The 26,184-nt window shown below is 68.0% G+C and carries 26 protein-coding genes and 1 tRNA gene; 19 read left to right on the top strand and 8 right to left on the bottom strand.

All coding sequences use genetic code 11. The features are described 5' to 3' along the window. Positions 1–23: 23 nt before the first annotated feature. Together QSK18_RS05145 and QSK18_RS05140 are read right to left on the bottom strand one after the other, a co-directional pair. Complete coding sequence (locus QSK18_RS05145) at positions 24–1,877, bottom strand: acyl-CoA dehydrogenase (protein WP_285616775.1); 1,854 nt, start codon at positions 1,875–1,877, stop codon at positions 24–26. Positions 1,878–2,064: 187 nt separating this feature from the next. After that, positions 2,065–2,340 (bottom strand): GlsB/YeaQ/YmgE family stress response membrane protein, encoded by a 276-nt coding sequence (locus QSK18_RS05140; protein ID WP_285616773.1) that lies wholly within the window; start codon positions 2,338–2,340, stop codon positions 2,065–2,067. Between the two features lie 143 nt (positions 2,341–2,483). Between QSK18_RS05140 and QSK18_RS05135 the strand changes: the two genes are divergently transcribed. The 4 genes from QSK18_RS05135 to QSK18_RS05120 all read left to right on the top strand — a co-directional run bounded on the left by QSK18_RS05135 (position 2,484) and on the right by QSK18_RS05120 (position 7,330). After that, entirely contained in the window at positions 2,484–3,026 is a 543-nt protein-coding gene (locus QSK18_RS05135) for a PH domain-containing protein (RefSeq protein ID WP_285616772.1), read from the top strand. 142 nt (positions 3,027–3,168) lie between these two features. After that, complete coding sequence (locus tag QSK18_RS05130; protein ID WP_285616771.1) at positions 3,169–4,899, top strand: aldehyde dehydrogenase family protein; 1,731 nt, start codon at positions 3,169–3,171, stop codon at positions 4,897–4,899. 491 nt (positions 4,900–5,390) lie between these two features. Then, a complete protein-coding gene (locus QSK18_RS05125; protein ID WP_232808777.1) occupies positions 5,391–6,362 on the top strand; it encodes a phosphatase PAP2 family protein in 972 nt (323 codons plus the stop codon). Between the two features lie 143 nt (positions 6,363–6,505). Next, entirely contained in the window at positions 6,506–7,330 is an 825-nt protein-coding gene (locus tag QSK18_RS05120; protein WP_232808776.1) for a MerR family transcriptional regulator, read from the top strand. A gap of 114 nt (positions 7,331–7,444) precedes the next feature. On the opposite strand, the gene QSK18_RS05115 is transcribed toward QSK18_RS05120, so the two are convergent. From QSK18_RS05115 to QSK18_RS05095, 5 genes are all read right to left on the bottom strand, one after another. Continuing rightward, positions 7,445–8,488 (bottom strand): App1 family protein phosphatidate phosphatase, encoded by a 1,044-nt coding sequence (locus QSK18_RS05115; protein ID WP_232808775.1) that lies wholly within the window; start codon positions 8,486–8,488, stop codon positions 7,445–7,447. 81 nt (positions 8,489–8,569) lie between these two features. After that, positions 8,570–8,965, bottom strand: coding sequence for a hypothetical protein (locus QSK18_RS05110; RefSeq protein ID WP_232808774.1), 396 nt, complete (start codon positions 8,963–8,965; stop codon positions 8,570–8,572). Then, positions 8,965–10,542 (bottom strand): polymorphic toxin-type HINT domain-containing protein, encoded by a 1,578-nt coding sequence (locus QSK18_RS05105; protein ID WP_232808773.1) that lies wholly within the window; start codon positions 10,540–10,542, stop codon positions 8,965–8,967. Before QSK18_RS05105 ends, QSK18_RS05110 begins: the two co-directional genes overlap by 1 nt. Positions 10,543–11,222: 680 nt before the next feature. Continuing rightward, a complete protein-coding gene (locus QSK18_RS05100; RefSeq protein WP_232808772.1) occupies positions 11,223–12,050 on the bottom strand; it encodes a protein phosphatase 2C domain-containing protein in 828 nt (275 codons plus the stop codon). Beyond that, positions 12,047–12,874, bottom strand: coding sequence for a hypothetical protein (locus QSK18_RS05095; protein WP_285616765.1), 828 nt, complete (start codon positions 12,872–12,874; stop codon positions 12,047–12,049). The genes QSK18_RS05100 and QSK18_RS05095 overlap by 4 nt, the downstream gene beginning before the upstream one ends. 141 nt (positions 12,875–13,015) lie before the next feature. Here QSK18_RS05095 and QSK18_RS05090 point away from each other — a divergent pair, with 141 nt between their 5' ends. The 11 genes from QSK18_RS05090 (at position 13,016) to QSK18_RS05045 (ending at position 19,971) form a co-directional block, all read left to right on the top strand. Beyond that, positions 13,016–13,477: a hypothetical protein gene (locus QSK18_RS05090; RefSeq protein ID WP_232808770.1), complete on the top strand. Its 462-nt coding sequence runs from the start codon at positions 13,016–13,018 to the stop codon at positions 13,475–13,477. A 285-nt stretch (positions 13,478–13,762) separates the two neighbouring features. Continuing rightward, positions 13,763–14,032 (top strand): hypothetical protein, encoded by a 270-nt coding sequence (locus tag QSK18_RS05085; protein WP_232808769.1) that lies wholly within the window; start codon positions 13,763–13,765, stop codon positions 14,030–14,032. A 1-nt stretch (position 14,033) separates the two neighbouring features. Next, a complete protein-coding gene (locus QSK18_RS05080; RefSeq protein WP_232808768.1) occupies positions 14,034–14,228 on the top strand; it encodes a hypothetical protein in 195 nt (64 codons plus the stop codon). Between the two features lie 407 nt (positions 14,229–14,635). Then, a complete protein-coding gene (locus QSK18_RS05075; RefSeq protein WP_232808767.1) occupies positions 14,636–15,835 on the top strand; it encodes an FtsK/SpoIIIE domain-containing protein in 1,200 nt (399 codons plus the stop codon). Between the two features lies 1 nt (position 15,836). Beyond that, the gene (locus tag QSK18_RS05070; RefSeq protein WP_232808766.1) at positions 15,837–16,019 is read left to right on the top strand and encodes a hypothetical protein; all 183 of its coding nucleotides are present in this window, start codon (positions 15,837–15,839) and stop codon (positions 16,017–16,019) included. Continuing rightward, positions 16,016–16,402 (top strand): hypothetical protein, encoded by a 387-nt coding sequence (locus tag QSK18_RS05065; protein WP_232808765.1) that lies wholly within the window; start codon positions 16,016–16,018, stop codon positions 16,400–16,402. The genes QSK18_RS05070 and QSK18_RS05065 overlap by 4 nt, the downstream gene beginning before the upstream one ends. 3 nt (positions 16,403–16,405) lie before the next feature. Further along, the gene (locus QSK18_RS05060) at positions 16,406–16,672 is read left to right on the top strand and encodes a hypothetical protein (RefSeq protein ID WP_285616763.1); all 267 of its coding nucleotides are present in this window, start codon (positions 16,406–16,408) and stop codon (positions 16,670–16,672) included. Continuing rightward, the gene (locus tag QSK18_RS05055) at positions 16,669–16,848 is read left to right on the top strand and encodes a hypothetical protein (RefSeq protein WP_232808763.1); all 180 of its coding nucleotides are present in this window, start codon (positions 16,669–16,671) and stop codon (positions 16,846–16,848) included. The genes QSK18_RS05060 and QSK18_RS05055 overlap by 4 nt, the downstream gene beginning before the upstream one ends. 95 nt (positions 16,849–16,943) lie before the next feature. Beyond that, a complete protein-coding gene (locus tag QSK18_RS05050; RefSeq protein WP_502894172.1) occupies positions 16,944–18,614 on the top strand; it encodes a replication initiator in 1,671 nt (556 codons plus the stop codon). Next, on the top strand, positions 18,611–18,823 hold the full coding sequence (locus QSK18_RS35845) for an excisionase family DNA-binding protein (RefSeq protein ID WP_352396436.1): 213 nt from the start codon (positions 18,611–18,613) through the stop codon (positions 18,821–18,823). The genes QSK18_RS05050 and QSK18_RS35845 overlap by 4 nt, the downstream gene beginning before the upstream one ends. Then, positions 18,823–19,971: a tyrosine-type recombinase/integrase gene (locus tag QSK18_RS05045; protein WP_232808761.1), complete on the top strand. Its 1,149-nt coding sequence runs from the start codon at positions 18,823–18,825 to the stop codon at positions 19,969–19,971. The genes QSK18_RS35845 and QSK18_RS05045 overlap by 1 nt, the downstream gene beginning before the upstream one ends. Positions 19,972–20,060: 89 nt before the next feature. Here the strand turns inward: QSK18_RS05045 and QSK18_RS05040 are convergent. Next, positions 20,061–20,134 (bottom strand) — tRNA-Gly (locus QSK18_RS05040). 134 nt (positions 20,135–20,268) lie between these two features. On the opposite strand from QSK18_RS05040, the gene QSK18_RS05035 reads away from it, so the two are divergent. The 4 genes from QSK18_RS05035 (at position 20,269) to QSK18_RS05020 (ending at position 25,846) form a co-directional block, all read left to right on the top strand. Beyond that, entirely contained in the window at positions 20,269–21,321 is a 1,053-nt protein-coding gene (locus tag QSK18_RS05035; RefSeq protein ID WP_232808760.1) for a hypothetical protein, read from the top strand. 187 nt (positions 21,322–21,508) lie between these two features. After that, a complete protein-coding gene (locus tag QSK18_RS05030; protein WP_285616755.1) occupies positions 21,509–23,101 on the top strand; it encodes a glycosyl hydrolase family 18 protein in 1,593 nt (530 codons plus the stop codon). Between the two features lie 93 nt (positions 23,102–23,194). After that, positions 23,195–24,655 (top strand): carbohydrate-binding protein, encoded by a 1,461-nt coding sequence (locus QSK18_RS05025; RefSeq protein WP_285616753.1) that lies wholly within the window; start codon positions 23,195–23,197, stop codon positions 24,653–24,655. Positions 24,656–24,691: 36 nt separating this feature from the next. After that, positions 24,692–25,846 carry a beta-1,3-glucanase family protein gene (locus QSK18_RS05020; RefSeq protein WP_232808757.1) on the top strand — a complete coding sequence of 385 codons (1,155 nt, stop codon included), beginning with the start codon at positions 24,692–24,694 and terminating at the stop codon, positions 25,844–25,846. Positions 25,847–26,184: the final 338 nt, after the last annotated feature.

Genomic DNA, 26,184 nt, shown 5'->3' with positions numbered 1-26,184 from the left:
GTCGGGAGGCGCCCGGAGTCAGGTCAGAACGCTTCTTCGGGCAGGTCCATCAGTGCGTTGTCGGTGCTCTCGAGGATCGCCCGTTCCACCGCCAGGTGCGGCAGCACCTGAGCCGCGAAGTACGTCGCCGCAGCCACTTTGCCCTGGTAGAAGGCCCGGTCGGCAGCCTTCGCGGAGCCTTCCAGGGCGGTCAGCGCCACGTCGGCCTGGCGCAGCAGCAGCCAGCCGACCAGCAGGTCGCCGGCCGCCATCAGCAGGCGGGTGGTGTTCTGGCCGACCTTGTAGATGTTGGTGACGTCGGCGCCCTCGGCGCGGGTGTCGGCCGAGCGCACCACCTTCAGCAGGTGGGCCACCATGCCCTGGAAGTTCTCGCAGGCATGGCCGAGCGCCTCCCGCTGGGTCGCGAGCCGCCCGTCACCCGGGTCGGCCTTGGCGAACTCGGTGATCTGCTCGGTGATCAGCGACAGCGCCCGGCCCTTGTCCCGCACGATCTTGCGGAAGAAGAAGTCGGTGCCCTGGATCGCCGTGGTGCCCTCGTACAGGGTGTCGATCTTGGAGTCCCGGACGTACTGCTCCAGCGGGTAGTCCTGCAGGAAGCCGGACCCGCCGAAGGTCTGCAGGCTCTCCGAACCCAGCAGCGTGAAGGCCCGTTCGGAGCCCACCCCCTTCACGATGGGCAGCAGGAAGTCGTTCAGCCGCTCGGCGTCCTCGTCCCGCTCGCCCCGCGCCTCGGCGACCTTCACCGCGTCCTGCTGCACCGAGGTCAGGTGCACCAGGGCGCGCAGCCCCTCGGCGTACGCCTTCTGGGTCATCAGCGAACGCCGCACGTCCGGGTGGTGGGTGATCGTGACCCGGGGCGCGGCCTTGTCCTGCATCTGCGTCAGGTCGGCGCCCTGCACCCGCTCCTTGGCGTACTCCAGCGCGTTCAGGTAGCCGGTGGAGAGGGTGGCGATGGCCTTGGTGCCGACCATCATCCGGGCGCCCTCGATGATGTCGAACATCTGCGCGATGCCGTGGTGCACGTCGCCCAGCAGCGTGCCCACCGCCGGTACGCCGTCCACCTCGCCGAAGCGCAGTTCGCAGGTGGTGGAGACCTTGAGGCCCATCTTGTGCTCGACGTTGGTGATGAAGGCGCCGTTGCGCTCGCCCAGCTCACCGGTCTCGAGGTCGACGTGGAACTTCGGCACCATGAACAGCGACAGGCCCTTGGTACCGGGGCCGGCGCCCTCGGGCCGGGCCAGCACGAAGTGCACGATGTTGTCGGCGAGGTCGTGCTCGCCTGCGGTGATGAAGCGCTTGACCCCGCTGATGTGCCAGGTGCCGTCCGGCTGGGCCACCGCCTTGGTGCGGCCGGCGCCGACGTCCGAACCGGCGTCCGGCTCGGTCAGCACCATCGTGGCGCCCCAGCGCTTCTCGACCATCAGCTGGGCCAGGCGCTGCTGCTGCGGGGTGCCGAAGTGGTGCAGCGTGGTGGAGAAGGTCATGCCCATCGCGTACATCAGCACGGCCGGGTTGGCCCCGAGCAGGAACTCCAGCATGCCCCAGCGCAGGGAGCTCGGGGCCGAGACGCCACCGACCTCTTCGGGCAGGCCCATCTGCCAGAAGCCCGACTCCAGGTAGGCGCGGTAGGCCTGCTTGAACGACTCCGGCAGCGTGACGGAGTGCGTCTCGGGATGGAAGACCGGAGGGTTCCGGTCGCTCTCGATCGCGGACGGGGCCAGGTCGTCGGTGGCCAGTCGGGCCATCTCGCGCAGCATCTCCCGCGCGGTCTCGCCGTCGATCTCCTCGAAGGGAGCGCTCCCCAGTACCTGGTCCCGGCCGAAGACCTCGAACAGGTTGAACTCGACGTCTCGCAGGTTGTGGCGGTAGTGACTCATCGTTGTGTCCCCTCGGCCGGTGCGCCTACTAAGTTACTGCTTAGTAATATAATTTTAGAGGACGATTCCCGTCCCGGCCAGGGACCGGACAGCGCAAAAACCGATTGGCCGGCCACCCACGAGGGGCGACCGGCCAATCGGCTGGTGCTGTTCAGGCTTCGGACGAGGAGCGGACTCCTCGGGCGGGTCAGCGGATGCCGCGGCTGCTCCGGCCGGAACGCAGGCTGGAGGCCAGGGCCACACCGACGGCGGCCAGGACGACCTGGGCCAGGATCTCGACCCAGTCGATGCCGTTCGTGTCACGCAGCGGGCCGACGATGGCCGTGCCGATGAGTGCCGCGACGATACCGATGCCGATGGTCAGCCAGATCGGGACGTTCTGCTTGCCGGGAACGACGAGCCGCCCCAGGGCACCGATGACAAGTCCGATGACGATCGCGGAGATGATGCCGCCGATTTCCATTGTGGACACTCCTCGTGGACGACCAGGCAGCTCCTCTGCCCGGTGCTGGATCCAGATTGATCCACTTGGCGCGGGATGCAATTTGAGACGTCAAGCCCGGACTGGAGTGACGTTCGACCGGCGTCCTGGCAATAATTCGGGCAATGGAGCAAACGGGGCAAAGTGCTCGCGGCGCGGTCTTCGACCTGGGGCCCCGCCTGGCCTGGGCGTGCCTGACGCTGGGCGTCGCCCTGATCGGCTTCATGGAGGTGGTGGGGGTCGCGGCGCTGTCGTTCGCCCTGCTGCCGGCCGGGCCCGCGGCCGTCGTCGCGGTGCTGTTCCTGATCCCCACCGGGGGTCTGCTGGTGGTCCTGGCCAGTGCCCTGACCGGTCGCATCGTGGTCGATCCGGCCGGTCTGACAGTGCATTTCGGCCTGCTCGGCGGTACCGCGGTGCCGCGCGCGCTGATCAGCCGGGCCGAGCGCTACGACCCGGCCACCACGCTCAACCCGATCGGGCTGGGCATCGACGTGCCCTTCGGGTCCGGGCGGGCCACCGCCACCCGGGGCGGGCCGGCCTCGTTCGTCCGGGTCACCCTGCGCGGTCCGGCCCGGGTCCGGCTCACCGTGTGGCGTCACGCATTGGCGAACGAACTGGTACTCAGCACCTCGCGGCCCGACGAACTGGTCGAATTGCTTTGCCCGTAAGGGATTCTCAGCCGACCCGACGAAATCCTGAGGGCTCAGGCGCCGTCGCGCCGGACGTCTTCAAACAGCTCTTCGGGGATCGCTCGGTTTTGTCGCTGTCGGGGTATCGCGGCGAAAGGCGGTGCCGGGTGATGATGGGTCGATGACCACCCAGGCGCCCCCGCACCGGAGGTTCAGCGCAGTCGACTCCGCCCTGACCGATCTGGAGCGGGGGGTGGAGGTCTGGGCCCGCACGTCGCTGCCCGCCCGGCGGCTCCTGCTCTCCCGGGTCCACGCCCTCACCTCGATGTACGCCCACGACTGGGTGCAGGCCGCGGTCGAGGTCAAGCAGTTGCCCGAACAGTCGCCGCTGGTCGGCGAGGAGTGGCTGGCCGGGCCCTACACCATGCTCACCAACCTGTCCGCGCTGATCGACAGCCTGCGGGCGCTGCAGCGCGGCCGGAGCCCGGTCGAGGGCTACCGCTTCGGCCGGGCCCCGGGCGGGCGCACCACGGTGCGGGTGCTGCCGCACGGCCCGGTCGACCGGCTGATCCTGAGCGGGTACTCCGCCGACGTCTGGATGCCGCCGGGGGTCACCGCCGCCCAGGTGCAGGCCGAGGCCGGGCAGGACCAGCGGGAGTCCGGCCGCGAGGTCGGCATCGGCGCGGTGCTGGGGGCGGGCAACGTCACGTCGATCCCGGTGCTCGACGCCCTGCACGAGCTGCTCGCGGCCGACCGCGTGGTGCTGCTGAAGCTCAACCCGGTCACCGACCCCCTGCTGGGCGTGTTCCAGGCCGTGCTGCGGCCGCTGATCGAGCATGGCGTGCTGCGGATCGTCACCGGCGACGCCGAGGTCGGGGCCTACCTGGTGAACCACCCCCAGGTCGGGCACGTCCACATCACCGGCAGCGCCCAGACCCACGACGCGATCGTGTTCGGTCCCGGCCCGCAGGGGCAGGCCCGCAAGCAGGCCGGCACCCCGCTGCTGACCAAGCCGATCAGCAGCGAACTGGGCGGGGTGTCCCCGGCGATCGTGCTGCCCGGCCCCTGGTCGCGGGCCGATCTGCGGTACCAGGCGGAGAACGTGGTGAGCCAGCGGCTGATCAACAACGGCTACAACTGTGTGGCCACCCAGGTCGTGGTGATCAGTTCCGACTGGGCGCAGAAGCACCAGTTCCTGGCCGAGCTGCGCCGGGTCCTCGGCCAGGCTCCCGCCCGGGCCGCCTACTACCCGGGCAGCAGCCGGCGCATGCAGGATGTGCAGGGCGCCTGCCCGACCGCCGAGCGCGCCGGTGACGACCGGTTGCTGGTCGGCCCGCTGGATGCGTCCGTCGCGTCCGCCGAACTCGAATATGTGCTGAAAGCAGAGACTTTCGCACCCGCTCTGGCCGTGATCACGCTTCCGGGAGAGGGCCGGGAGTTTCTCGAGAGCGCCGTCACCCTGGCCAACGACTCGATCAGCGGCACGCTCGGCGCCGGCCTGATCGCGCACCCGGCCACACTGCGCGAACTCGGCGAGGGGTTCGAGACCGAGCTGGCCCGGCTGCGTTACGGCTGCATCGGCGTAAACGTCTGGATCGGTCTGGGTTTCCAGCTCCCGGCGGTGCCCTGGGGGGCGTTCCCGGGCAATGAGCTGACGGCCGTCGGCAGCGGAATCGGCACGGTGCACAACGCGCTGTTCCTGCGTGCGCCCGAACGGGCAGTGATCCGAGGCCCGTTCCGCCCGGCCCCGCGATCGCTGTTCGCCGGAGAGCTCGCGGCCGCGCCGCCCCGCCCGCCCTGGTTCGTGACGAACAAGACAGCGCACCTCACCGGGGCCGCGCTCACCGCCTACGCCGGGAAGCCCTCGTGGGACAAGGTGCCGCAGATCATCTTCTCCGCACTTAGGGGCTGACTTCCGGCCGGAGGCAGATCGCCGGGCGGGATGTGTCCGGATCTGTGTGATTCGCGGCTCTGTCTGACATGACCTGGTGCCGATGTGGCCTGAGCACGGCGTCGGGGGCCAAGGATCACGAATGGGCAACGGCGCCTGAAATGGCGGAATGCCCTGGCCCGGGTGATCGTTAGGCCCCTCGGAAAAGTTCGTAGGTGGTGTCGGGTCCGCAGTGGCGCTCAACGGTGCGCTCTGCGCCGATTCTGCCTGTCCGGAAAAGTTGCTACCTCAAGCATCTTTTGCACCCGGCGTACTGCTCTGGTTGTACAACTCCAGGAGGATGCCAAATCGCTTGAGCGGCGATAAACCATTACGTAGGTTTTCTGCCCTCAGGCCGAGGGCGCGCGGATCGTCGAGGACGGGAGCATGCTGATGCGGGTAGGTGCGCAGGCGGGGCTAGGAAAGGCGTTGGCCGTCAACGGCTTCCGCCCGGCCGACGTCAGGGTCGGCTAATGGCCGTCTGCCCTGCGGGCTGGGTCCCCCCGCGGGTCGAGACCGATACCGCGGCCCGTTACGAGCGTAGTTCGCCCGCCCCCCAGGTGGTTACGCACGACCCGGTGGTCGTCCCCGACCCGTTGGAGGCCGGGCCCGACGGGCTGGATCGTGAGCCGGGCCGGGGTCGCCCGCGCGGCGGCGTCATCGGGCAGTTGTTCCTGGTCGTCGGGGCCTGGCTCCTCTACTCGCTGGCCCGGTCCTTCTCCGGGGAGGACGTGCAGGCCGCGGTCGAGCGCGGGCAGGCCATCCTGCGGCTGGACGACGCGCTCGGGTTCGGCTGGGTCATCGACCTCAACGCCTGGGCACTGCAGCACGGGCTGCTCGCCGTGCCGCTGTCGATGGGCTACGCGAGCCTGCACTACCTGGTCACCCCGCTGGTGCTGGTCTGGCTCTGGCGCCGCCACCCCTCCGCCTACCAGTCCGCGCTCTTCTCGCTCATCGTAATGTCGGCGATCGGCCTGGTCATCTTCGTCAGCATGCCGGTGGCCCCGCCCCGCCTGCTGCCCGGCTTCGCCTGGATGGACATGCTCCGGGTCTGGTCGGACTACGGCTGGTGGGGGGCCGGGGCCAGCGCCCCGCGGGGCTTCGAGCACCTGACCAACCAGTACGCGGCGGTCCCGAGCCTGCACGTGGGCTGGGCGATGTGGTGCGCCTGGGCCTGGCGGCGCAGCGGGGGCCGGTTCGCCCAGCGCTACGGCTGGCTCTACCCCTTCGGTGTCGCGGTCACGGTGGTCATCACCGGCAACCACTACGTGATCGACGTCGTCACCGGTCTGGCCGTGGCCGGCTTCGCCTGCTGGGTCACCCCGCGGCTGATGGCCCGTTGGCAGGCTCACCGGGCCGCCCGGCGGGCGGCAGCGGTGAAGGCCGAGGTCAAGGTCGAGGTCGAGCCGGCCTCCGAGAAGACGTTGGTGAAGACGGCCGACTGATACCAAAGTCGTACGAAGGCCCGTCCCGATACCTCTGGGACGGGCCTTCGTACGTCCATTGTTCGTTCTTGGTCGTGGGCGCTGGGCTCCCTGGGCACCACTCTTGACCCTGACACCGTGTCAGCCCGTAGACCTGGGGAGTCATGTTCACCATCGGAGACTTCGCCAGACACGGCCGGGTATCGGTGCGGATGCTGCGCCACTACGACCGGCTCGGGCTGCTGCGCCCGGCCGCCGTCGACCCGGCCACCGGGTACCGCTCGTACGAGGCGGCCCAGCTGTCCCGGCTCAACCGCATCGTCGCCCTGAAGGACCTCGGGTTCACCCTCGAACGGGTGAGGTCCATCCTCGACGAGGAGGTCGACGCCGGAGAGCTGCGCGGCATGCTGCGGTTGCGCCGGGCCGAGCTCGAGGAGCAGGTGCGGCTCGACACGGCCCGGCTCACCCAGGTCGAGGCGAGGTTGTCCGTCATCGAGAGGGAGGGCGCCATGCCTACCCAGGACGTGCAGGTCAAGCCGGTTCCCCAGGTCCGGCTGGCGCAGTTGTCGGGCGAGGCCGAGAGCTTCGAACCGGACGCCGTCGGCCCGGTGATCGGCCCGCTCTACCAGCAGTTGCACGAGCGTATGGAGAAGGCCGGGGTCACCTCGACCGGCCCGGGAGTGGCCTGGTACGAGCAACGGCCCGGTGGCGAGGGGGTGATCGTGCACGCCGGTTGCCCGGTCGATCTGGAGCCGGACCCGGCGTACGACTTCGAGGTGGTCGACCTGCCCGGCCTGGAGCAGGCGGCGACGATCCTGCACCACGGCCCGATGGACGACGTCCTCGCCTCGATCCAGCGGCTCGCCCACTGGATCGAGGCGAGCGGCTACCGCTCGACCGGGCTCAACCGGGAGCTCTACCTGGAGTACGGCACGGGTGATCCGGCGACCTGGGTCACCGAGCTCCAGGAGCCCGTGGTCAAGGCCTGAGGCTCTGCCGGAGCCGGAGGCCGCCCGTGGTGACGTACCCGAGCCGGGGGAAGCCGGTACGCACACATGGGCGGTCTCCTAGGGGCCCTCGGATTTCATTGAAGACGTTGTTGGTCACGAACTTTCGTTGATGCCCGGAAGCTGGGCGGCCAGTGTCGAGCCGTTGGGCCCACGCAGCCACGGGACCGGGCTCGGAGCATGGAGTGCCTGCTGCTCAGGCGGTATCGGGGAACCGTGGGTCAGCACCTGCTCCACGGTGGACAGCTGCCGGATCAGCACCATCCGCAGCGCCTCCGGCACCTCGTCGGCGAGCTCCTCGTACAACTGCGGGTCGTGCTGCCCGTCGTCGCCGATCAGCACCCAGCGCAGCTGCGGGAACTCCTTGACCAGCCGACGCAGCTCGCGGTGCTTGTGGGCCCGGCCGGAACGGAACCAGCTGTCGGCCGTCGGCCCCCAGTCGGTCATCACCAGCGGACCGCGCGGATAGGCGTGCAGTTCCAGGAACCGCGAGATCGCCCGGGCCACGTTCCAGGCCCCGGTGGACAGGTAGACCACCAAAGCGTCCGGCTCTTCCCGGCGGAGCCGTTCGTACAGCACGGCCATCCCCGGCACCGGCCGCCGGCTGGTCTCCTTCACCACGAAGGTGTTCCAGAAGGCCAGCAGCGGCCGGGGCAGGGCCGTGATCATCACCGTGTCGTCGATGTCGCTGACCATGCCGAACCGCTCGTCCGGCCCGACCACCCGCAGATGCGCCGTCGCCGTCGGCCGCCCGGCCACCAGCATCGGCACGTCGTGCCACCCCGGCCCCAGGTCGCTCGGAAGCACCACGTCCACATAGCCACCACGACCGCTGCGAACCTCGTGCACGTGGCTACCCAACTGCACCGACACCGGCACGTCGGCCAGCCCGACGGTGAAGAACTTCCGCCACCAGCGACCGCCCTCCCCGTCGAAGTCCTCGGTGGCGGTGTTGAGGGGACTCAGCCGAACCCGCACCAGCACCCGGGCCCAGCCCTCACCCTCGGCCGGGGCGGACCCGTAGCCGGTGTAGGGCACCGCCAGCGGCCGCCAGGAGTAACGGCGCAACACACTCGCAATGCGGCCCATCAGCACGTTCTCGATGCGAGCACTTATGTGCAGCGGGGTCGGAACAGTCACCTCCCGAACTCTAGAGGGACCACGCCGATCTCGCCCTTGGACCAACTGCTCCAACTTCCCAGGCTGCCCGGGTGGGTGTCGTCAGCCCGGTGACAGCGGGTTCGTCGGCGGCCGGGGGTCGCCGGCCTGGAGCGCCGCCAGGCGCTGGGCCATGACCGGGCCGAGTTCGCCGGCCAGTTCGTGGCCCGGCCGACCCGGACGGGGCACGTAGTCGAGGAAGGACGTCACGATCACCTTGGCCATCTCCAGGTTGCCGCTCGCGAACCGGTCCTCCAGGTAGGCCAGGACGGCGCGCCAGTCCAGGCCGGGGTCCGCGTCGTCTGTGCCCTGGAATGCGTTGAGCACCTCGTCGAAGACGTCGGCCATGAGCAGGTGCGGCAGGACACCGCCCTCGTTGAAGACGTGGATCTCGTACACCTCCTGGAGGCCAGGGACATGTCGGACCAGGTCCTCCAGGAGTTTCACGTCGTCGCCCATCAGCATCCCTTGAGGCCGTTGTAGTGTTCCAGGCCAACATATTTCCCGGCCATGGCGTCATCCAGGGCCGCGATGAGACTCTCGGCAACCTGAATGTCTCGTTCGGTCTTCACATTAGGAACCTTCTTACCGCCCTTCACCTTGGTGACGTCGTCCTTCAGGAAGTTGCTCAACGCGCTGCGGGCGTTCTGGGCCTTGCTCACGTGGTCCTTGTCCTCGACGAGCTGCCCGCCCTGGATCTCGGAGTTGGCTGCCGCCATAGTGGTCCCGTCACCGATCTGGGGGGTGTTCCCGACCCCCTTGAAGAGGCGGGAGACGGTGTTTCGCAGGCGCTGGCTGTCCACCACCGGCTCGCCGGTGCCGTTGTCGTTGTGGACGAGAACGGGTGTCTGCCCGGCCTGCACATAGAACGTGTGAACACCCGCAACGGTCAGGTTGTACCGGGTGGCCGGGCCCCTGAAGGAGTGGACGCTGAGCACCTCGGCCGTGTGACCTGCGACCGAGGCGAGCCGGTCGCCGGGCGACAGATCTCCGGCAGCGGTCCAGGAACCGTTGAAGAACGGGTGCCCGGGGGTCGTCCGGATGATGCTGGTCGTGCCGTTGATGTCGCGAACGGTGAGGTCGGTGAGGTCGACGTCGTCGTGAACCAGGACGGCGGTGACGGTGCGGGCGCTGGATCGGCCGGTCGAAGGATCGGTCGCCAAGACGGTTTCGCCGACAGCGATCTGGTCGATCCGTCGCACAGCCCCGTCGGCAAGCAGCACCCCGGTTCCTGCGGCGAAGCTGTTGGCGCAGGCCCTGACCGTTTCGTCGAGATCGGAGCCGTCCTCCTTCCGGGCCGCCGAACCAGTGCCCTCTGCGGCCTCGGCCGCCTTCGACGACTTGGCGGCCTTCTCGGCCTCCTCAGCGGTCTTCCCGATCTTTCCGATCTTCCCGACCTTCGAGACGCCCTTACCAATGTCGTAGTACGGGATGAACCAGGACCCCACGTTCCAGGCGGTGCGCCCGACCGAGCCGCCGTAGTCGCCGCCGTCCCACATCTGGGAGGACTCGGTGTCCCAGACAAGTTCTGCGGCGGCGTCGCCGGGGTGCTCGACGATGTACTTGCCGGCGTCCACCACGCCGGAGGGGTGCCGAACCAGGTCGTAGACGCCCGTGACGTCGTCAACGGCGCCCTTTCCGATGTTGTAGCCGCCGCTGCCGACCTGCTTGATGCCGCTCCAGGCGCAGGCACGCCAACCGTGACAGGAATCGTCCTCGACGATCTCGACGGTGGCCCCGTCTGCGGTCGCCCCGTTCGTGCCGGTCCCGTGGGCGGTGGCCGGGTCGCCGGTGCCGGTCGGCGGGCTCGTCGCCGAAGACGCCGGGGTATTCGTGGCACTGTCCTGGACGCAGTTCAGAGCGAGGACGGCGCAGGCCGCGCTCCGGACCCGGTGAGTCAGGGCGCCGGAGCCGAAGGCCAGTAGCACGGCGACGATCGAGGCCACGGTTACGGCCACGATCGACAGCAGACCCACGTATTCGGTGGTGGCCTGACCCCGATCCCGACCACGACAGGCGCGATACGGACGGATCATGTTTCGACGCTAGAACCCGTTCGTTCGGCTCCTGTGGGTCCCAGGGCCCAACTCGGCGGCGAAGGGTGTTCTTGCTCAGGCTTGGCCTGGCCGCCCGGTGACGAGCACGCGGGTCCCCACGGACTGGCAAACGCTGAAGGCCCAGATCGGGGCAATACCCTGACCTGGGCCTTCATGCTGGAGCGGGCGACGAGAATCGAACTCGCACTGTCAGCTTGGGAAAACCCGTTGATCACCCTTGACCTGCGGGTTCGGAGCTGTCGGCGCTCTCCCTCATTGACCGTAGATGACCCCGAGGTCGCCTCGCTTGGGGCACGCGGGGGGCACGGCGCAGCGGCAAGTCTGCCCGGCATCACCCGCCACCTCAGGAAGGCGACGACGCGTGAGCGGCACTCAGCCAGGCTGGGACGGCCATGCTGGGGTAAGACCCGAGGGAGATGAGCGTCTCTGGGCGGACCGACGCACGCAGCGCGGACGCCGCCCCCTCCTCCATGCCTGACGGACCCCAGCCACCGACCAAGGAGACGCTGCCACCCGAGTGCCGGCCGATTCTGAGGGCCTGGTCCTCGCGCCCAAACGACGCGCGCCGGGCTCCCGGGTGGACCGGCCGCCAGGCCGCATGCCGCCCGGGAGAGCCCGGCGCTGCGGCCCGCTTGCGGGCCGCCTTGACTACCAAAAGGTCAATTCGGCAGTAACGCGGAAACCGGCCGGACTACCGCAATGGCCTTGTCGTCGTGGCACTTGGCCCGGGGCCAGCGCTGACCATTTGGGTCGGTGTCCTCAGTGTGGTGAACATGGGCGATGAACCCTGCCGGGTCGGAGACGGCGAAAGAACCTGCTTCGCGCCACGTGGACGGCTGTCCGTAGTCGTCGACTCCGGCTGCTGCTCCGTCGGAGAGCAGGAGGATGGCTTCGACTTGGTCGAGCTCGAAGCGCGCCGTGTAGGCGTGGTGCGCGGCTTCCGGGGATGCCTCGGCTACCCAGTAGCCGCCTTCTCGGTTCTGGTGCTTGAACTCGTCCTCCTGGAGCTTCGCCAAAAGCGGCCTCAGTTCGGGACCGTAGCCATGACCGGCTCGAAGATGCGCCCGGTAGGTGGCTCGGGCCTCAGTGCCGGCGCTTTGCAGGCGGTCATCCAAGACGATCGTCGGATTGCCCGCGGTGCCATAGATGACGGCCGGACTGTCGCAGAGAGCAAAGACCTCGACGTTCCGGTCGTCCCAGCGCGCGATCGTGAGTGTGCTCTCTGGGGCAGCACCTGGCTTGAGGTCGAACGTGCTGCACATGTCCGCGATGGCGTCGTGCACGATGTCGGCCAATGCCCGGTCGTCGTCGAGCGTGGTCATCAGCCGCGCTGCAAGGTTCTCGGAGTACCAGCCGCCATCGCGTCCAGGTTCCTGCGGATACCAGGCTGAGGCGCCGTCAAGAACGGCTGCGGCTCGGTCGGAGACGACGATCGCGTCTTGGTTCTTACGGCCGTCACCGCGAAGAGTGGCGGTGCTGACGATCATTCGTGGATTCGTGGTGGGCATACCAACTCACTACTGGTGATGGTTTCGCCGTCATGGCTGCTGGCGACGATCGCCGACCAACGGTGGTCGCCGACCTGGGCGTAAAGCTCCGCTGCGTGACCCGCGAAATAGTGCACTGCACCTACGGATCCGATGGCATGAACGCCAGCGATGACGAACAGGTCAGTGCCACGGTAGTTAAGCTTGCCGATGTAGGCCACGTCCGATGCAGTGGCAAGGTCGGCGTCCATCCCAGATGTGAAAACCCTTCCAGTGGAGCGTTCTTGGAGAACCCACTTGCCGGATTCATTGGGTGAGAAACTGAGGTAGGGGTCGCTTTCCATCGCATCGGCCGTCACGTGCGAAGACTTCGGCCCGCAGATGGCCACCACGTCGCCCATCGGTGTCCACTCCCCGCCGATCGGGATGCGGTACTGCTCGACCGTGAACCCGTAGTCGGTCAAGACCTGGGTCATGCGTTCGGCTGCGATTGAGTCCTCGGCCGAGATCACCGGCAAGCCTCGCCCGGGCATGGCCCTGGTCGGCACGGCAACCGTGATGGGGCCAACGCCGAACAGGCCGCGCTCTGGGGGAGGGGCAGACTGCCGGATCTGGGTAATGCGCCCCTTCGACAGGCCGATCTCTGCTGCCACTGCGGCGAGGGTCATGCCTCGCTCCCGGGCTGCCTGCTCGATCGCCAGTCGGCGAAGCCTGGCCAGCTCGGTCGAACGCTGCTGATAGGTAGCGATCAGTGACGTTGCGCGACGAGCCCTGGTCAGGGCGTCCGCCTCGCCCCGTACGGCTTCGAACTCGTCGGTTTCCACTCTTCGAGTTTAGGCCCCTTGACGCTACTCCCCCGGGTCCGTACCGTGGGTTTAGGCCCCTAAATCAGCGGGGCTTTTACTGGGGCTCACGGTTTAGCCCCCTATACGAAAGCGGCTCATGGAGCTGCGAGGGGAGAGCGCATGGCGCTGATGGGTGGCTACCGGTTCACGGTGCCGATGGCGGACGCGTTTCCGCATGGTCTGTACGCGATGGGCGTGCAGCAGGCGATGGACTACGACCAGAAGACGGGGCGGCAGTCTCCCTCGAAGGACAAGCAGACCGGTGAGCTGGTCTGGACGGTGACCTGCATCGACCGTGACCCCGAGGCTCGGGAGAAGGAGGTCAAGGTCAAGGTCACGGCTCCTCACGTGCCGATGCTGCCGGAGGAGGTTCTGCCTGGGACGGGTCTGCGGGCTGTGGAGTTTTCCGGTCTGACGGTGACCCCGTACATCCAGGAGGGGCGTGGGAACGGCCGGGCGCGTATGGCGCTGTCGTTTCGCGCCACGGGTGTTCATCCGCAGGGGCAGGCCCCGGGTGGTTCGGCTCCCACGACGGGCCGTGCTTCCCGGTCGGCGTCCGCTGAGGGTGGCAAGGCGGCCTGACAGCTTCACAAGGTCGCATCAGGTGCCCCCGGGTCGGCGGCCACCGGCCCGGGGGCGTACATCGGCGAATGAATGGGAGTACACCGCGATGCAACAGATGATTATGCACGCCGGTCGTGCCAGGCAGCGCTGTTCGCAGTGCCGCGCGCTGGTCCCGGCCTCCAGCCTCGATCAGGGAAAGTGCGGCGCCTGCACGGCTCAGCCGCCTCTGCCGCTGCGCGATGACCGGGGCCGCTTCTTCTCCACTACCCCGGCCGTCTCTGCCTTTTCGGGTGGGGGTCTGCGATGACGACGCCCGTAGGTCTGGTGGTCAACGCCCGTAGCCGTCGCAAGTACGACCGGCTGGTCTCGATGATCGAGCACGTTCGGATAGTGCTGGAGGACGCCCGGCGGGTGGTCGGGCAGGTACAGGGTCTGGAGTCAGGACCGGTAGGTGTCGTGACGGTGGAAGAGCTGATGTCCCTGGTCAAGCGGGCTGAATCCTCGTTGGAGGTCCTGCAGGGTCGTGTGCGTCGTGGGCAGGCCGATCTGATGGCCCAGGAGTGGAGGTTCTGACATGGCGCGCGTGGATCTCGAAGACTGCATGGACGACCTGAGCAACGCCATGACCATGCTGCGCCCGGTCGCCAAGAGCGCTCCGGAGTCAGCCAAGCTCAAGGGCGCTCATGACCGGCTGACCCGTGACGTGGCCGTGCTGGTCCTGGTGCTCGACGACGTCAGCCGGACCATGTCCGAGGACTCCGGCCGGTAGGCAAAGCGTTTCGGCCCGGAACTTCTGGGCGCTTCTTTCGGCAGGGATCGTCCCGGCCTGGCTTTCCCCTTCTGCGTCTGCGCTGCGTTGCGGACGTGTGGGAGCTGGGCCGGGGTTCGGTCCTGCCCTCGTTCAAGGATTGAGGTTTCCGCATGGGCGTTTTCACGTCTTCTGCGCCGCGCAAGTCGGTGGTTCCGGCTCCGGATCGGCAGTCCTCACGTGAGCCCGGCTGGGAGTGGCGTGCGGCGGCCTGGGCCTGCCGTCACCCCGCTCTCTCGCTGGCTCCCGCGGCTCTGGGTGCTGGTCTGGTTGAGGTCGGCCCGACCGGTATGGCGGGGATCGCTGGTGGTGCTGCTGCTGGCTTGACGGCCTGGTACCGGGGCCACCCGGACTCTTACGACCGGGTGATGGCTCCGCGACTTCGGGCGTTCGCTCGTCGCTGGGGCGTCTACGTGGGTCGTCGCTGGGCCGATGTGTGCATGGCGGTCGACTTGGCGCCGGTCAAGCGCCGTACCGGGGTCACGCAGATTCCCCGGGTGCTGCGGGTCTACTCGTACTCGCCCACGATCGACACGGTCATGGTCCGGATGGCTCCGGGGCAGTCGATCAAAACCTGGGAAGAGCGGGCCGAGCAGATCGCCGATGCCCTGGGCGCGGTCCGGGTCGCCGTCGAACGCACCCGCCCGCAGGTCGTGGGACTGGTCATCGAACGCTCCGAGCCGTTCACCGAAGTGCTGGACGCCCCGGTAATGCCGGCCGATTCGAGCATGGTCGACCTGGGCGCGGTCTACCTGGGCGAAGACGAGTACGGCGCGGACTGGCTGGAGTCCCTGATCGGTCAGCACTGGTTCGTCGCTGGTGCGACCGGCTCAGGTAAGGCGTCGCTGATCTGGTCTCCGCTGCGGTCGATCGCCCCGCTGATCCGTGACGGCCTGGTCCGGGTCTGGATGGTTGACCCCAAGCGCATGGAGCTGTCGCGTGGTCAGGGGGTGGCCTACAGGTACGCGGCTGAACCGGATGAGGTTCTGGAGCTGATCCAGGACTTCACCGAGGACTGCCGGGTCGCTCAGCGTCGTCACGCTGCCGACCGCCGCGCGAAGTTCGAGCTGTCCCGAGAAACGCCGTTCAACCTCCTGGTCCTGGACGAGATGGCCGCGCTGCTTTCGTTCGGCCCGAACGCCCGTGAGACCCGAAAGCTTCTGGAAGAAATTGGGACTCAGGGCCGGGCGACTGGTCACGGGATGCTGGCTGAGGTGCAGGAGCCGTCCAAGGACGTGGTTCCGGTGCGGGAGCTGTTCACCGTGCGGATCTGCCTGCGGGTCACCTCGGCCGCTCACCCGGACATGGTCCTGGGCGACGGTGCCCGGCTGCGTGGTGCTGCTGCCGACGAGATCCCCAACGACCCGTCCACGGCCGGTATCGGCTTCAAGATCCGGGCCTCCCGCGTCCCGGCCCGGGTGCGCGCGGCGTACGTCGATGACGCCGAGATTGACGAACTGGTGCGGTTCGTCACCTCCGGCACCGGCTTCCGCGCCACCTTCCACGACACCCCAACCAACGACAACGACGAGGACGAGCCGACGGGCTCACTCAGGGCGGTGGGCTGACATGGCACAGCTGCACATCACGACGAACGTTCAGTGGATCACCCGCATCCTGCGCGCCATCGCCTTCTGGGCGCTGGTCTTCCCCCTGGCCGCCTTCATCCTCGGCGGGCCGTGGTGCCTGGCGGCTGTTCTCGTGCTCCAGGTCGCCATCGTCGCCCTGATCTGGCGGGCGGTGCGGGGATGACGCTGCGGAAGATCTGCACCACGTGCGGCGGTCCTTATCAGGATCGTCAGGTTCACCGTGATCTGTACTGCCACGGTGGACGTTTCGCCGCCAAGCAGTCGCCCCACCGTCCCGTTGTCGATCTGCACAGCAGTGCCGACTGTGACCGGTTCGGCGGCTGCGACTTCTGCGGCACCGCCGATGCTCATTCGGCTACGGCTGTGATCGGCTCGTCCGCGTTGGTGGCCTGCCTGCGGGTCTGCGACTCCCACACCGGCCAGCCCGCCGAAGACCTCGGCGCCGACCGGGTCGAGGACTGCATCGCCCGGCACTGCGAACACCTCGGGATCACCCGCCAGAGGATGCGCGGCATCTACCTGGCCCACCTGCAGAAGGGGGCCTGAGCAGTGAGCATCAACCTGGAGGACACCCGCAATTGCCCTCGCCGTGAAGAGTGCCAGGTCTGTGGACACCTGGGCGAGGTCGTCACGGTCACAGCAAGATCGGCGGTAGGGGTCGCGTGCATGGGCCTGTGCTGGGACTGCCAGGAAAGTGAACCATCCCATGTCTGGGCCTTCCTCAGCGACGCCGAACAGGTCGTCGACCACTGCACGCACCTCGGCATCGACCTGACCACGATGACCGCTGCACTGCGCCAGGAGCGGACCCGATGAGCCGCCGCACTGCCGACCGGCCCGCCCAGCCCTGGCTGCTGGTCGGCTCCGCCGGGATGTTCGCCGCTGACTGCATGATCCCCGGCTGCCTGTGGACCTGCACCACATCGAACCCAGAATCCGCCGACCGGCAGGCGTTCTCGCACGCATCGCACGAACACTGGGAGGTGCTGTAACCGTGACGGTCCTCGACGACGCCACCCCGGCCGAAGTGCCAGCCGAATCGCTGGCCGATGCTCCCCGCCCTGGATCGCGGCTGCAACGTGCCCGGATGCCGCTGGCCAAAGACGTTGTCGAGGCCGTCGCGGTCTCCCACGGGGTGTGCATCCGCCCCGTGCCGATGAAGGTCACCGACGAACACACCGGGCACGTGCGTCACGTCGACGTGCCCTGCGGCGCCACCCTGGCCTCCAAGTGCCCTTCGTGCGCCGAACGTGCCCGGCGCCTGCGTGTGCACCAGTGCCGCGAGGGATGGCACCTGGTCACCGAACCGGACCTGACCCCCGACACCCCGAACACCGAACAGCGGGAGCTGGCCACCGCCCGCGCCGACATCACCGCCGCCCGCGATGAGATGAAAGCAGCCGACAATCAGGGCGCGGTCCTGGCCTGCACCAAAGCCGCACAGAGCGTCGATACCGATCTGCGCAAAGCCGGAGTCCGCGGGGACATCGACCCGCCGAAGAAGCCTCGCCGGGTCCGCTCCACCCGCCGCCGACAGGATGCCCCGGACCTGCCCAAGAACGAGATGACCGACACCACCCTCGGGCGGGCCTTCACCGGCCACGACGGCACCGTCTTCCGCCCCTCCATGTTCGCCACCGTCACCCTGCCCTCCTACGGGCACGTGCGGGCCGATGGCACCCCGGTCGACCCCTCGACCTACGACTACCGCGCCGCCGCCCGAGACGCCATCGCCTTCTCCCGGCTCATTGACCGCCTGGTCCAGAACCTGCGCCGGGTCGCCGGGTATGACGTGCAGTACTTCGCCGCTGTCGAGCCACAGCGCCGCCTGGCCGCACACGCCCACTTCGCCATCCGGGGCACCATCCCCCGGGCACTGTTCCGCCGCGTCGTCGCCGCGACCTACCACCAGGTGTGGTGGCCCAAGGTCGGCGAACCGGTATTCGATGAGTTCAATGCCCCTGTCTGGCAGTACATCCCGGACGCCGAGATCGGCGACAAGTACGCGGGCATCTTCGTCGACCCGACCACCGGGGAACAGCTCACCGGCTGGGATGAAGCCCTGGACGCCATCGACGCCGACCCGGACGCCGAGCCGTTCCACGTCGCCCGCCTGGGTGCTCAGGTCGACGTCCAGGGCCTGCTGTCCGGCACTCCGGAGGCTGACCGCCGGGTGGGCTACCTGGCCAAGTACCTGACCAAGTCCATGACCGAGGCCCACGAGCCCGAGGACGGCGCCCAGAGCGCCCACCTTGACCGCCTGGTCCAGGCCCTCGCCGTCGAACCCTGCTCGCCCACCTGCGCCAACTGGCTGCGCTACGGCATCGCCCCCAAGAACGCCCACGAGGGTCAGCGTCCGGGCTCCTGCCGCTCCAAGGCACACCGCCGCGAACACCTCGGCTACGCCGGGCGCCGCATCCTCGTCTCGCGCAAGTGGTCGGGCAAGACCCTGGCCGACCACAAGCACGACCGCCGCGCCTGGGTCATGGCCACCCTCGGCGTCAACGACCCCACCACTGGCAGCGGCCAGAGTGCCGGCCGATCTGACCCGTCACAGGACATGACTCGTGACCGCTTCTCCTGGCGTGTGGCAGACAAGCGCGACCCCATCGCGCCACTCAGCCACCGGCTACTCCTCGCCGTAGCAGAACGCCAAAAGTGGCGCGCTGCACTGGATGCGGCCAAGAACGGTCAACCCCCACCCGCAGACACAAATCTTTCGGCAACTGGCAACGACAGAGAGGAAACGGCGGCATGAGTCTGGAGAGACTGTTCAGTCTGGAAGAGGCCGGGGAGCTGTTCGGTACCGGCGTTCGCTTCCCGCGTCGGCTGGTGGCCGAGCGACGAATTCGCTACGTCCATGTTGGAAGGTTCGTCCGGATCCCGGAATCCGCTCTGGTGGAGTTCATTTCGGCCGGAACTGTTGAACCGAGAGCTGGTCGTCCTCGTCGGGGGAGGGCTGCCTGATGGCCGGGCGTCGTCGTTTCGGCAAGGTTCGTAAGCTGCCGTCTGGTCGCTATCAGGCGTCTTACCTCGATCCTGAGGGCATCCGCCGTCCGGCTCCTGAGACGTTCCGCACCAAGAGGGAGGCGGATCAGTGGCTCAGCGGGACTGAGACTGAACTCGTGCGTGGTCAGTGGTCCAATCCGGATGACGTGGCAGAGTTACTGCGAGACTTCGGCAATCGTTGGATCGCTGAACGGTCGGGCCTGCGACAGCGCACACGCGACATGTACCAATGGACGTTCCGGACACACATCGAACCGCAGCTCGGCAAGGTGAGTTTGGGGGAGCTCGACAGTCCTCGCGTGCGACGGTGGCGGGCTGATCTGCTCAATGACGGTGTGTCGGCCACGATGGTCGCGAAGGCTTACCGACTGCTGCGGGCCATTCTGATGACCGCAGTAGATGACGGGCTGCTCTCGCGCAACCCTTGCCGGATCGCCGGGGCCGGGACCGAACCGACCCCGGAACGTCCGGTGCTCACTGTGACTCAGGTCACGAAGCTGGCGGACCGGATGCCGGACCGGTACAAAGCGTTGGTCCTGGTCGCAGCGTTCGGCAGTCTGCGCTGGAGTGAAGCCATCGCTCTGCGGCGCCGGGATGTCCAGGTGGAGGCTGGCGCGATCCGAATCGAGCGGGGACTGGTCGAGCTGTCATCGGGCGCCTTGGTCGAGGGGCCACCCAAGTCCCGGGCCGGTCGCCGGGTCGTCGCTCTGCCTCGCCCGATCATGGCAGCCCTGACCGAGCACATGGACGTCTATACCAAGCCCGGCCCGGACGCCTACGTCTTCACCGGCGTCAAGGGCGGCGCGCTGCGGCGAAGCAACTTCAACAAGGTCACCCGGTGGACTAAGACCGTGGCGGTCATCGGAGCCAACGGCCTGCACTTCCACGACCTACGCCACACCGGCAACACCTTCGCCGCCGAGTCGGGGGCGTCCCTGCGTGACCTGATGGCCCGTATGGGACACGACAGCATGCAGGCCGCCCTCATCTATCAGCACCGCTCCACGCGCGGTGACCGTCGCATCGCTGACGCTCTGGAGACGATGCTCGGCACGCCCAAGCCGACCGGCGACGACACCCCAGATACCGCAGCTGACCGCCAGTAGGGGCACGCCAGGGGCACGCGGGCCACTACGAGCCAGCAAACGATGAAGGCCCAGGTCGGGGAAATAGTCTCTGACCTGGGCCTTCGTGCTGGAGCGGGCGACGAGAATCGAACTCGCACTGTCAGCTTGGGAAGCTGATGTTCTACCATTGAACTACGCCCGCATGCCCCGTCTCGGACCTCTTGGACCGGGCGAGGACACACTATCAAAGACCGGGCGGCCTGTGGTCATCCCCTCTCCGCGTGTGTGCGGTTGCTACCTTTAGCAGGCTGAGGGATCTCGACGGGAGGCGCGTTCGTGGCGGGGCTTTGGGGACGTGACAAGCAGGCCGCCGAGCCGGCCGCCGAGGTCGAAGAGGGCATGTCGGTCCAGGACCTGGCGGCTCGCCACCTCCTGCTCTGCCCGACCACGGTCGACCTCGAGGTGGTCGACACGCTGGTCCGGGACCGGGTCCCGCACAGCGACCTGTACGACACCGGCGAGGTGCAGCTGGGGCGGCACAGCCGGATCACCGGGCCCTACCAGCTGTCGATGGAAGACGCGGTCGATGCGGGCGTCCCGATGCCCTGGACCGTCTGTTACTGCTTGGAGGCTCCGGTCGAGCGGGAAGATCCGCCGCTGCCGGGGGTGGACGACCGGGACGGTTTCGCCTACGCCTTCCCCGAGGGCCTGCCCTGGCGGGAAGAGGGGCGGGCGCTGCAGCTGCTGGTCAGCCTGGCCCGGCGGATCGGCGGGGCGGTGCGGGTGGCGGGCACGCTGCAGCTGATCCAGCCGGATCCGGAGCGCGCGGTCGACTACGTGGTGCACTCCAAGACCTGGCTGGAGCCCGACGTGCTGCTGGGCATCGTGGCCCGGGAGATGCCCGGCGCGGTGCTGGCGGTCGAGGGGGAAGACTGGGCGGGGCCACCGGCCGCCGCCTACACCGGCGAGCTGCTGGTCAAGGACGTGGGGCGCAGTGCGCTGAGCCCGGGCGACCTGCAGCGGTTGCATGCGGCGGCCGACGAGCGGGACCGCAAGATGCTGGCCGAGGACGACGTGATCGACGGCTTCGCGATCGTGAAGGACTTCGGGGCGGACGGGGTGGTCGAGGTGCTCGTGCACCTGACCGACGCCGACGATCCGACCGTGGCCGGCCAGCCGTGGGCCAACGAGGAACTGGTCACCTACGAGGTGCGCTGGCAGGCGCCCGATCCGGCGGCCCGGGAAATGCGTTACCCGCCGGAGGGGTACCGCACCAGCCGGGCCCGGGTGGCGCCGTTGATCGCGCGGACCACGCGGGCGCTGGTCGAGGCGGCCGGTGGAATCGTGCTGGACGAGGACAACTTCGGGGTCGACCGCTACACGCTCTGAGCGCTGGGCGCCAGTCGCGGCACTGCATCGGCGATGTCTTGGGTATGAGCCTCTTTGGCCGTACCTAAATGATTCCTAAACGCCTTCAGGGTGGGTCTCAGGGCTCGTTTGCGCTGCTACGTTCACGTATCGGCACTTAATTGAAGAGCCCTCATAAATCATGACTCCCGCCCTGAAGGGGATCACCATGAAGCGAGCTCGAATCGCTGCTGCGGGGCTGACGGCCACCGCGGCGGCAGTCGCGCTGGTTGCGACACTCACGCCCATGGGCGCCAACGCGGTCAACCCTGAGACCGCAGCGGCCGCCGCCACCAAGTGCACCGGAGCTGCCTGGAACAAGACCCTCGCCTACAACGGCGGCGACGTCGTCACCTACGAGGGGTACTCGTACACCGCGAAATGGTGGTCGTACAGCGACGTTCCGGGGGCGAAGGGTGGCGCCGACGTGTGGACGGACGGCGGTGCGTGCTCCGGCACCCCGACCGAGAACCCGACCGAAGAACCGACGAACGAACCGACGGACGAGCCCACCGACGTCCCTAGTTCTGAACCTACGGCGACCCAGGAGCCTACAGACGGGTCGAGCACCGACCCTACGGATCCCGGCGAAGAGCCGACCGATGAACCGACGGACGAGCCCACCGACGTCCCTACTTCGGTCCCCTCGGGTGACACGAAGGTCATCGGTTACTACACCCAGTGGGGCACGTACGACCGCGACTTCCAGGTGAAAGACCTTGACACCAGCGGCGCCGCGGACCGGCTCACCCACATCAACTACGCCTTCGGCAACGTCACCGGCGGCAAGTGCGTGATCGGCGACTCCTACGCCGACTACGAGAAGAAGTTCCCGGCCGACCGATCGGTCAGCGGTCAGGCGGACTCCACCGACCAGGCCGTGGCCGGCAACTTCAACCAGTTGCGCCAGCTCAAGGCCAAGCACCCTGACCTGAAGGTGATCTGGTCGTTCGGCGGCTGGACCTGGTCGGGCGGCTTCGGCGAGGCGGCCAAGAACCCGAAGGCGTTCGCCCAGTCCTGCCACGACCTGGTCGAGGACGAGCGCTGGGCCGACGTGTTCGACGGCATCGACATCGACTGGGAGTACCCGAACGCCACCGGGGCCAGCACCGACACCAGCGGCTTCGACGCCTACCGCGAGGTCATGGCCGCGCTGCGCACCGAGTTCGGCGACGACCTGGTCACCTCGGCGATCACCGCGGACGGCACCGAAGGCGGCAAGATCGAGGCGGCCGACTACGCCGGTGCGGCCAAGTACGTCGACTGGTACCTGCCCATGACGTACGACTTCTACGGCGCCTTCAGCGCGCAGGGCCCGACCGCCCCGCACTCGCCCCTGACCGACTTCAAGGGCGCGCCGAACCCCGGCTTCGACTCCGAGACGGCCATCGCCAAGCTGAAGAGCCTGGACATCCCGGCCGAGAAGCTCCTGCTCGGGATCGGCTTCTACGGCCGCGGCTGGACCGGGGTGACCCAGGGCGAGCCGGGCGGTTCGGCCACCGGCGCGGCCAAGGGCACCTACGAGGCCGGCATCGAGGACTACAAGGTGCTCAAGAAGACCTGCCCGGCCACGGGCAAGGTGGCCGGCACCGCGTACGCCAAGTGCGGCAGCGAGTGGTGGAGCTACGACACGCCGGAGACCATCGCCGGGAAGATGGCCTACGCCAAGCAGCAGAAGCTGGGCGGCGCCTTCTCCTGGGACCTTTCCGGTGACACCAGCGACGCCGAGCTGACCAAGGCTGTGGCCGACGGTCTTTCCTGACCGGCCCGCCCCCTAGACCCGGCGCCCGGCCTGCCCTGATAGGGCCGGGCGCCGGCCCTTCCTCGTGAACCTCCCCTGAACAGGATCACCTGCATGTCACAGCAACGTCTTTCGCGCGCCCGCAGAACGGCGGTCGTCGCGTCCGGCGCGGTGGCCCTGGCCGTCGCCACGGCCGTCGCGGTCGCCTCGCCGGGCAACTCGGCGCCTGCCCCGGAGGGCTTCACCACCGTCTGGCAGGACGACTTCGACGGCGCCGCGGGTGCCTCACCTTCCGGTGACAACTGGCTTTTCGACATCGGCCACAGCTACCCGGGTGGAGCGGCCAACTGGGGCACCGGTGAGATCGCCGCCCACACCGACCGGCCGGAGAACGTCAGCCTGGACGGCAACGGCAATCTGAACATCACCCCGCTGCGGGACGGTTCGGGCAACTGGACCTCCGCCCGGATCGAGACCCAGCGCAGTGACTTCGCCGCTCCCGAGGGCGGAGTGGTCCGCTTCGAGAGCCGGATCAAACTTCCCGACGTGAGCGGTGCTGCTGCGCAGGGCATCTGGCCCGCGTTCTGGTCGTTGGGTGAGCCGTTCCGCGGCGTGTACACCAACTGGCCCGGTACCGGTGAGATCGACGTGATGGAGAACGTCAACGGCGAGAACACTGTGCACGGCACCATTCACTGCGGCACGGCCCCGGGCGGGGAGTGCAACGAGAACACCGGGCTCGGCAACAGCCGCAGCGGGTTCAGCCCGAGCCTGCAGGCCGACTTCCACACCTACTCGGTGGAGCTGGACCGCAGCACCTCGCCCGAGCAGCTGCGCTGGTACGTGGACGGGCAGAACTATCACACGGTCAAGTCCGACCAGGTCTCTGCGGAAACCTGGGCCAAGGCCACCGACCACGGTTTCTTCCTGATCCTGAACGTGGCCGTGGGGGGCGGGTGGCCGGGGATGCCGACGGCTTCCACAGCCTCGGGCAAGCCGATGATCGTCGACTATGTGTCGGTCTCGCAGAAGGGTGGGGACGCCGGCGAGGGCACCCAGCCGAGCGAGCCGGTTGCGACGACGGAGCCGGTTTCGACGGAGCCGGTTTCGACCGAGCCGGGTACGCCGACGGAGCCGGTTGAGCCGGGGGAGAGTGTGGAGCCCGGCACCGGCGGCGGCCGGGATGCGTTCGGCGCCATCGAGGCCGAGAGCTTCGACAGCCAGAGCGGCATCAAGACCGTGAACGGCGGCAGCGCTCTGGGCTCGATCGCGAACGGCGACTCGGCCGTGTTCAAGGGCGTCCGGTTCGGCGACCGGCCGGCCCGCACCTTCGTGGCCAAGGTGGCCTCCGGCGCCGACCCGGGCGTGAGCGGCCTCGTCGAGGTGCGGCTGGACAGCGCCACCGCCGAACCGGCCGCGACCTTTTCGGTGGCCAGTACCGGCGGCTGGAACAAGTTCCGCGACATCCCGGGCGAAATGCGGCCCACGACCGGTACGCACGATGTGTACCTGACCTTCAAGTCGGGTTCGCCCGCCGAGTTCGTCGACCTTGACTCGTTCACCTTCGCGCGTTGAGTCCCGTTTAACCCTCTGAGTTTTAGGACTGTTGCTATGCCAAATCTGAGCCGTCGTACCCTGATCCGTGGCGCCATCGGTGGCGGTGTTCTCGGGGCGGCCGGTCTCTTCGGGCTGCCCCAGCTGGTGCACGCCGCGAACGGTCTGCCGCTGAAGATCGTCAACAACAGCGGCAAGAGCAGCGACCAGATCTGGGTCCACGCGGTCGGCACCCACCTGTCCACGGGCAAGATGGGGCACATCCGGAAAGACGGCAACTTCGCCGAGATCGCGCTGTCCGACAATACGAACAACGGTTACACCAACTACGGTATCCGGCTCAGCGAGCTGAACTCCCTGCCGTTGGCCACGCTTTCGGGCCGGGTGTACATCTCGGTCGGTCAGCAGCTGAAGTTCAAGGTGGTCGGCGCCGGCAACGGCCTGGGCCTGCAGTACCCGGCCGGCTGGGTCAGCAGCGACCCGAACTTCAACATCGTGCACGACTTCATGGAGTTCACCAACAACGACTCCGGGATGTACTGCAACACCACCATGGTCGACATGTTCGGTCTGCCCATGTACATCACGCTCCAGGGCAGCAAGACCCAGTCGATCGCGCAGTGGAAGGACGGCGCCCGGGCCAAGGTCTTCGAGGCACTGCGCAAGCAGGCCGGTTTCGCCAAGCTGGTGCAGGGCGACCTGCGGGTGATTGCACCCGGTCACGGCATCGATGCGGGTCTGTTCTCCGGGTCGTACCTGGATGCGAACATCAACGCCCGCTGGTCGCAGTACAGCTCGCAGACGATGCGCATGGTGGCCAACAACCAGGAGTACACCGGCAAGGTCGAGGGCTCGAACTTCGTCTTCCGGCAGAACGGCGCGGTCAAGGCCACGTTCGCCAAGCCCACCACCCGCGACGTCTTCTTCTGCAACGGCGCCCTGGTCTCCCCGAACGACGGGGTGAGCGGCCCGATCGGCGCCATCCTGGCGGCCGGCCTGAACCGCGGCGTGCTGCTGAAGCCCAACCAGCCGATCACCGACCCCGCGCAGTTCTACCCGGGCACCACCACGAACCACTACTCCCGCGTCCTGCACCAGAACACGGTCGACGGCAAGGCCTACGGCTTCGCCTACGACGACGTCTGCGAGCAGGCTTCGTACATCCAGGACAACGCACCCAAGAACGTGACCCTCACCCTTCAGCCTTTCTAGAGGCAACCATCAACAACCCTCGAACAGGGGACGCCCGTGGTCACCACGGACGTCCCCTGTTCGGTTTTGGTTACGGCCGCGTAGCTCCGATGGAGTACCCCAGCCGGCGTAGTACGTTCTGGGGAGATTTGAATGCCCTACGGCCCCTTGATCACCTCAGGTGTTCGGGTCCAATCGGCCTGACTGATCCGAACCGGTGGCCCGGGGCGCGCCCAATCGGGTGACCTCACGTCCCCGTTCACGAGCCTTCTGCCAGGCAGACTCTGTCCCCCGGTCTTGATCCAATTCACCGGTTGACCTTGAACTTCCCCCGGCGGTAGCGCCGGCGACCCGGTAAC

The organism is Kineosporia sp. NBRC 101677, from assembly GCF_030269265.1.
GTDB lineage: Bacteria > Actinomycetota > Actinomycetes > Actinomycetales > Kineosporiaceae > Kineosporia > Kineosporia rhizophila.
Note: the sequence above shows the minus strand (reverse complement) of the source record. Positions and strands in the feature narration are given on the sequence as shown.

What these genes read in the sequence shown, in the direction of transcription:
- QSK18_RS05025 (WP_285616753.1), top strand. Translation starts at nt 23,195, where the DNA reads ATGTCACAGCAACGTCTTTCGCGCGCCCGCAGAACGGCGGTCGTCGCG.
- QSK18_RS05145 (WP_285616775.1), bottom strand. Translation starts at nt 1,877, where the DNA reads ATGAGTCACTACCGCCACAACCTGCGAGACGTCGAGTTCAACCTGTTC.
- QSK18_RS05085 (WP_232808769.1), top strand. Translation starts at nt 13,763, where the DNA reads ATGACGACGCCCGTAGGTCTGGTGGTCAACGCCCGTAGCCGTCGCAAG.
- QSK18_RS05135 (WP_285616772.1), top strand. Translation starts at nt 2,484, where the DNA reads ATGGAGCAAACGGGGCAAAGTGCTCGCGGCGCGGTCTTCGACCTGGGG.
- QSK18_RS05070 (WP_232808766.1), top strand. Translation starts at nt 15,837, where the DNA reads ATGGCACAGCTGCACATCACGACGAACGTTCAGTGGATCACCCGCATC.
- QSK18_RS05125 (WP_232808777.1), top strand. Translation starts at nt 5,391, where the DNA reads ATGGCCGTCTGCCCTGCGGGCTGGGTCCCCCCGCGGGTCGAGACCGAT.
- QSK18_RS05080 (WP_232808768.1), top strand. Translation starts at nt 14,034, where the DNA reads ATGGCGCGCGTGGATCTCGAAGACTGCATGGACGACCTGAGCAACGCC.
- QSK18_RS05065 (WP_232808765.1), top strand. Translation starts at nt 16,016, where the DNA reads ATGACGCTGCGGAAGATCTGCACCACGTGCGGCGGTCCTTATCAGGAT.
- QSK18_RS05100 (WP_232808772.1), bottom strand. Translation starts at nt 12,050, where the DNA reads ATGATCGTCAGCACCGCCACTCTTCGCGGTGACGGCCGTAAGAACCAA.
- QSK18_RS05020 (WP_232808757.1), top strand. Translation starts at nt 24,692, where the DNA reads ATGCCAAATCTGAGCCGTCGTACCCTGATCCGTGGCGCCATCGGTGGC.
- QSK18_RS05110 (WP_232808774.1), bottom strand. Translation starts at nt 8,965, where the DNA reads ATGGGCGACGACGTGAAACTCCTGGAGGACCTGGTCCGACATGTCCCT.
- QSK18_RS05140 (WP_285616773.1), bottom strand. Translation starts at nt 2,340, where the DNA reads ATGGAAATCGGCGGCATCATCTCCGCGATCGTCATCGGACTTGTCATC.
- QSK18_RS05045 (WP_232808761.1), top strand. Translation starts at nt 18,823, where the DNA reads ATGGCCGGGCGTCGTCGTTTCGGCAAGGTTCGTAAGCTGCCGTCTGGT.
- QSK18_RS05090 (WP_232808770.1), top strand. Translation starts at nt 13,016, where the DNA reads ATGGCGCTGATGGGTGGCTACCGGTTCACGGTGCCGATGGCGGACGCG.
- QSK18_RS05030 (WP_285616755.1), top strand. Translation starts at nt 21,509, where the DNA reads ATGAAGCGAGCTCGAATCGCTGCTGCGGGGCTGACGGCCACCGCGGCG.
- QSK18_RS35845 (WP_352396436.1), top strand. Translation starts at nt 18,611, where the DNA reads ATGAGTCTGGAGAGACTGTTCAGTCTGGAAGAGGCCGGGGAGCTGTTC.
- QSK18_RS05130 (WP_285616771.1), top strand. Translation starts at nt 3,169, where the DNA reads ATGACCACCCAGGCGCCCCCGCACCGGAGGTTCAGCGCAGTCGACTCC.
- QSK18_RS05105 (WP_232808773.1), bottom strand. Translation starts at nt 10,542, where the DNA reads ATGATCCGTCCGTATCGCGCCTGTCGTGGTCGGGATCGGGGTCAGGCC.
- QSK18_RS05055 (WP_232808763.1), top strand. Translation starts at nt 16,669, where the DNA reads ATGAGCCGCCGCACTGCCGACCGGCCCGCCCAGCCCTGGCTGCTGGTC.
- QSK18_RS05050 (WP_502894172.1), top strand. Translation starts at nt 16,944, where the DNA reads ATGCCGCTGGCCAAAGACGTTGTCGAGGCCGTCGCGGTCTCCCACGGG.
- QSK18_RS05120 (WP_232808776.1), top strand. Translation starts at nt 6,506, where the DNA reads ATGTTCACCATCGGAGACTTCGCCAGACACGGCCGGGTATCGGTGCGG.
- QSK18_RS05075 (WP_232808767.1), top strand. Translation starts at nt 14,636, where the DNA reads ATGGCTCCGCGACTTCGGGCGTTCGCTCGTCGCTGGGGCGTCTACGTG.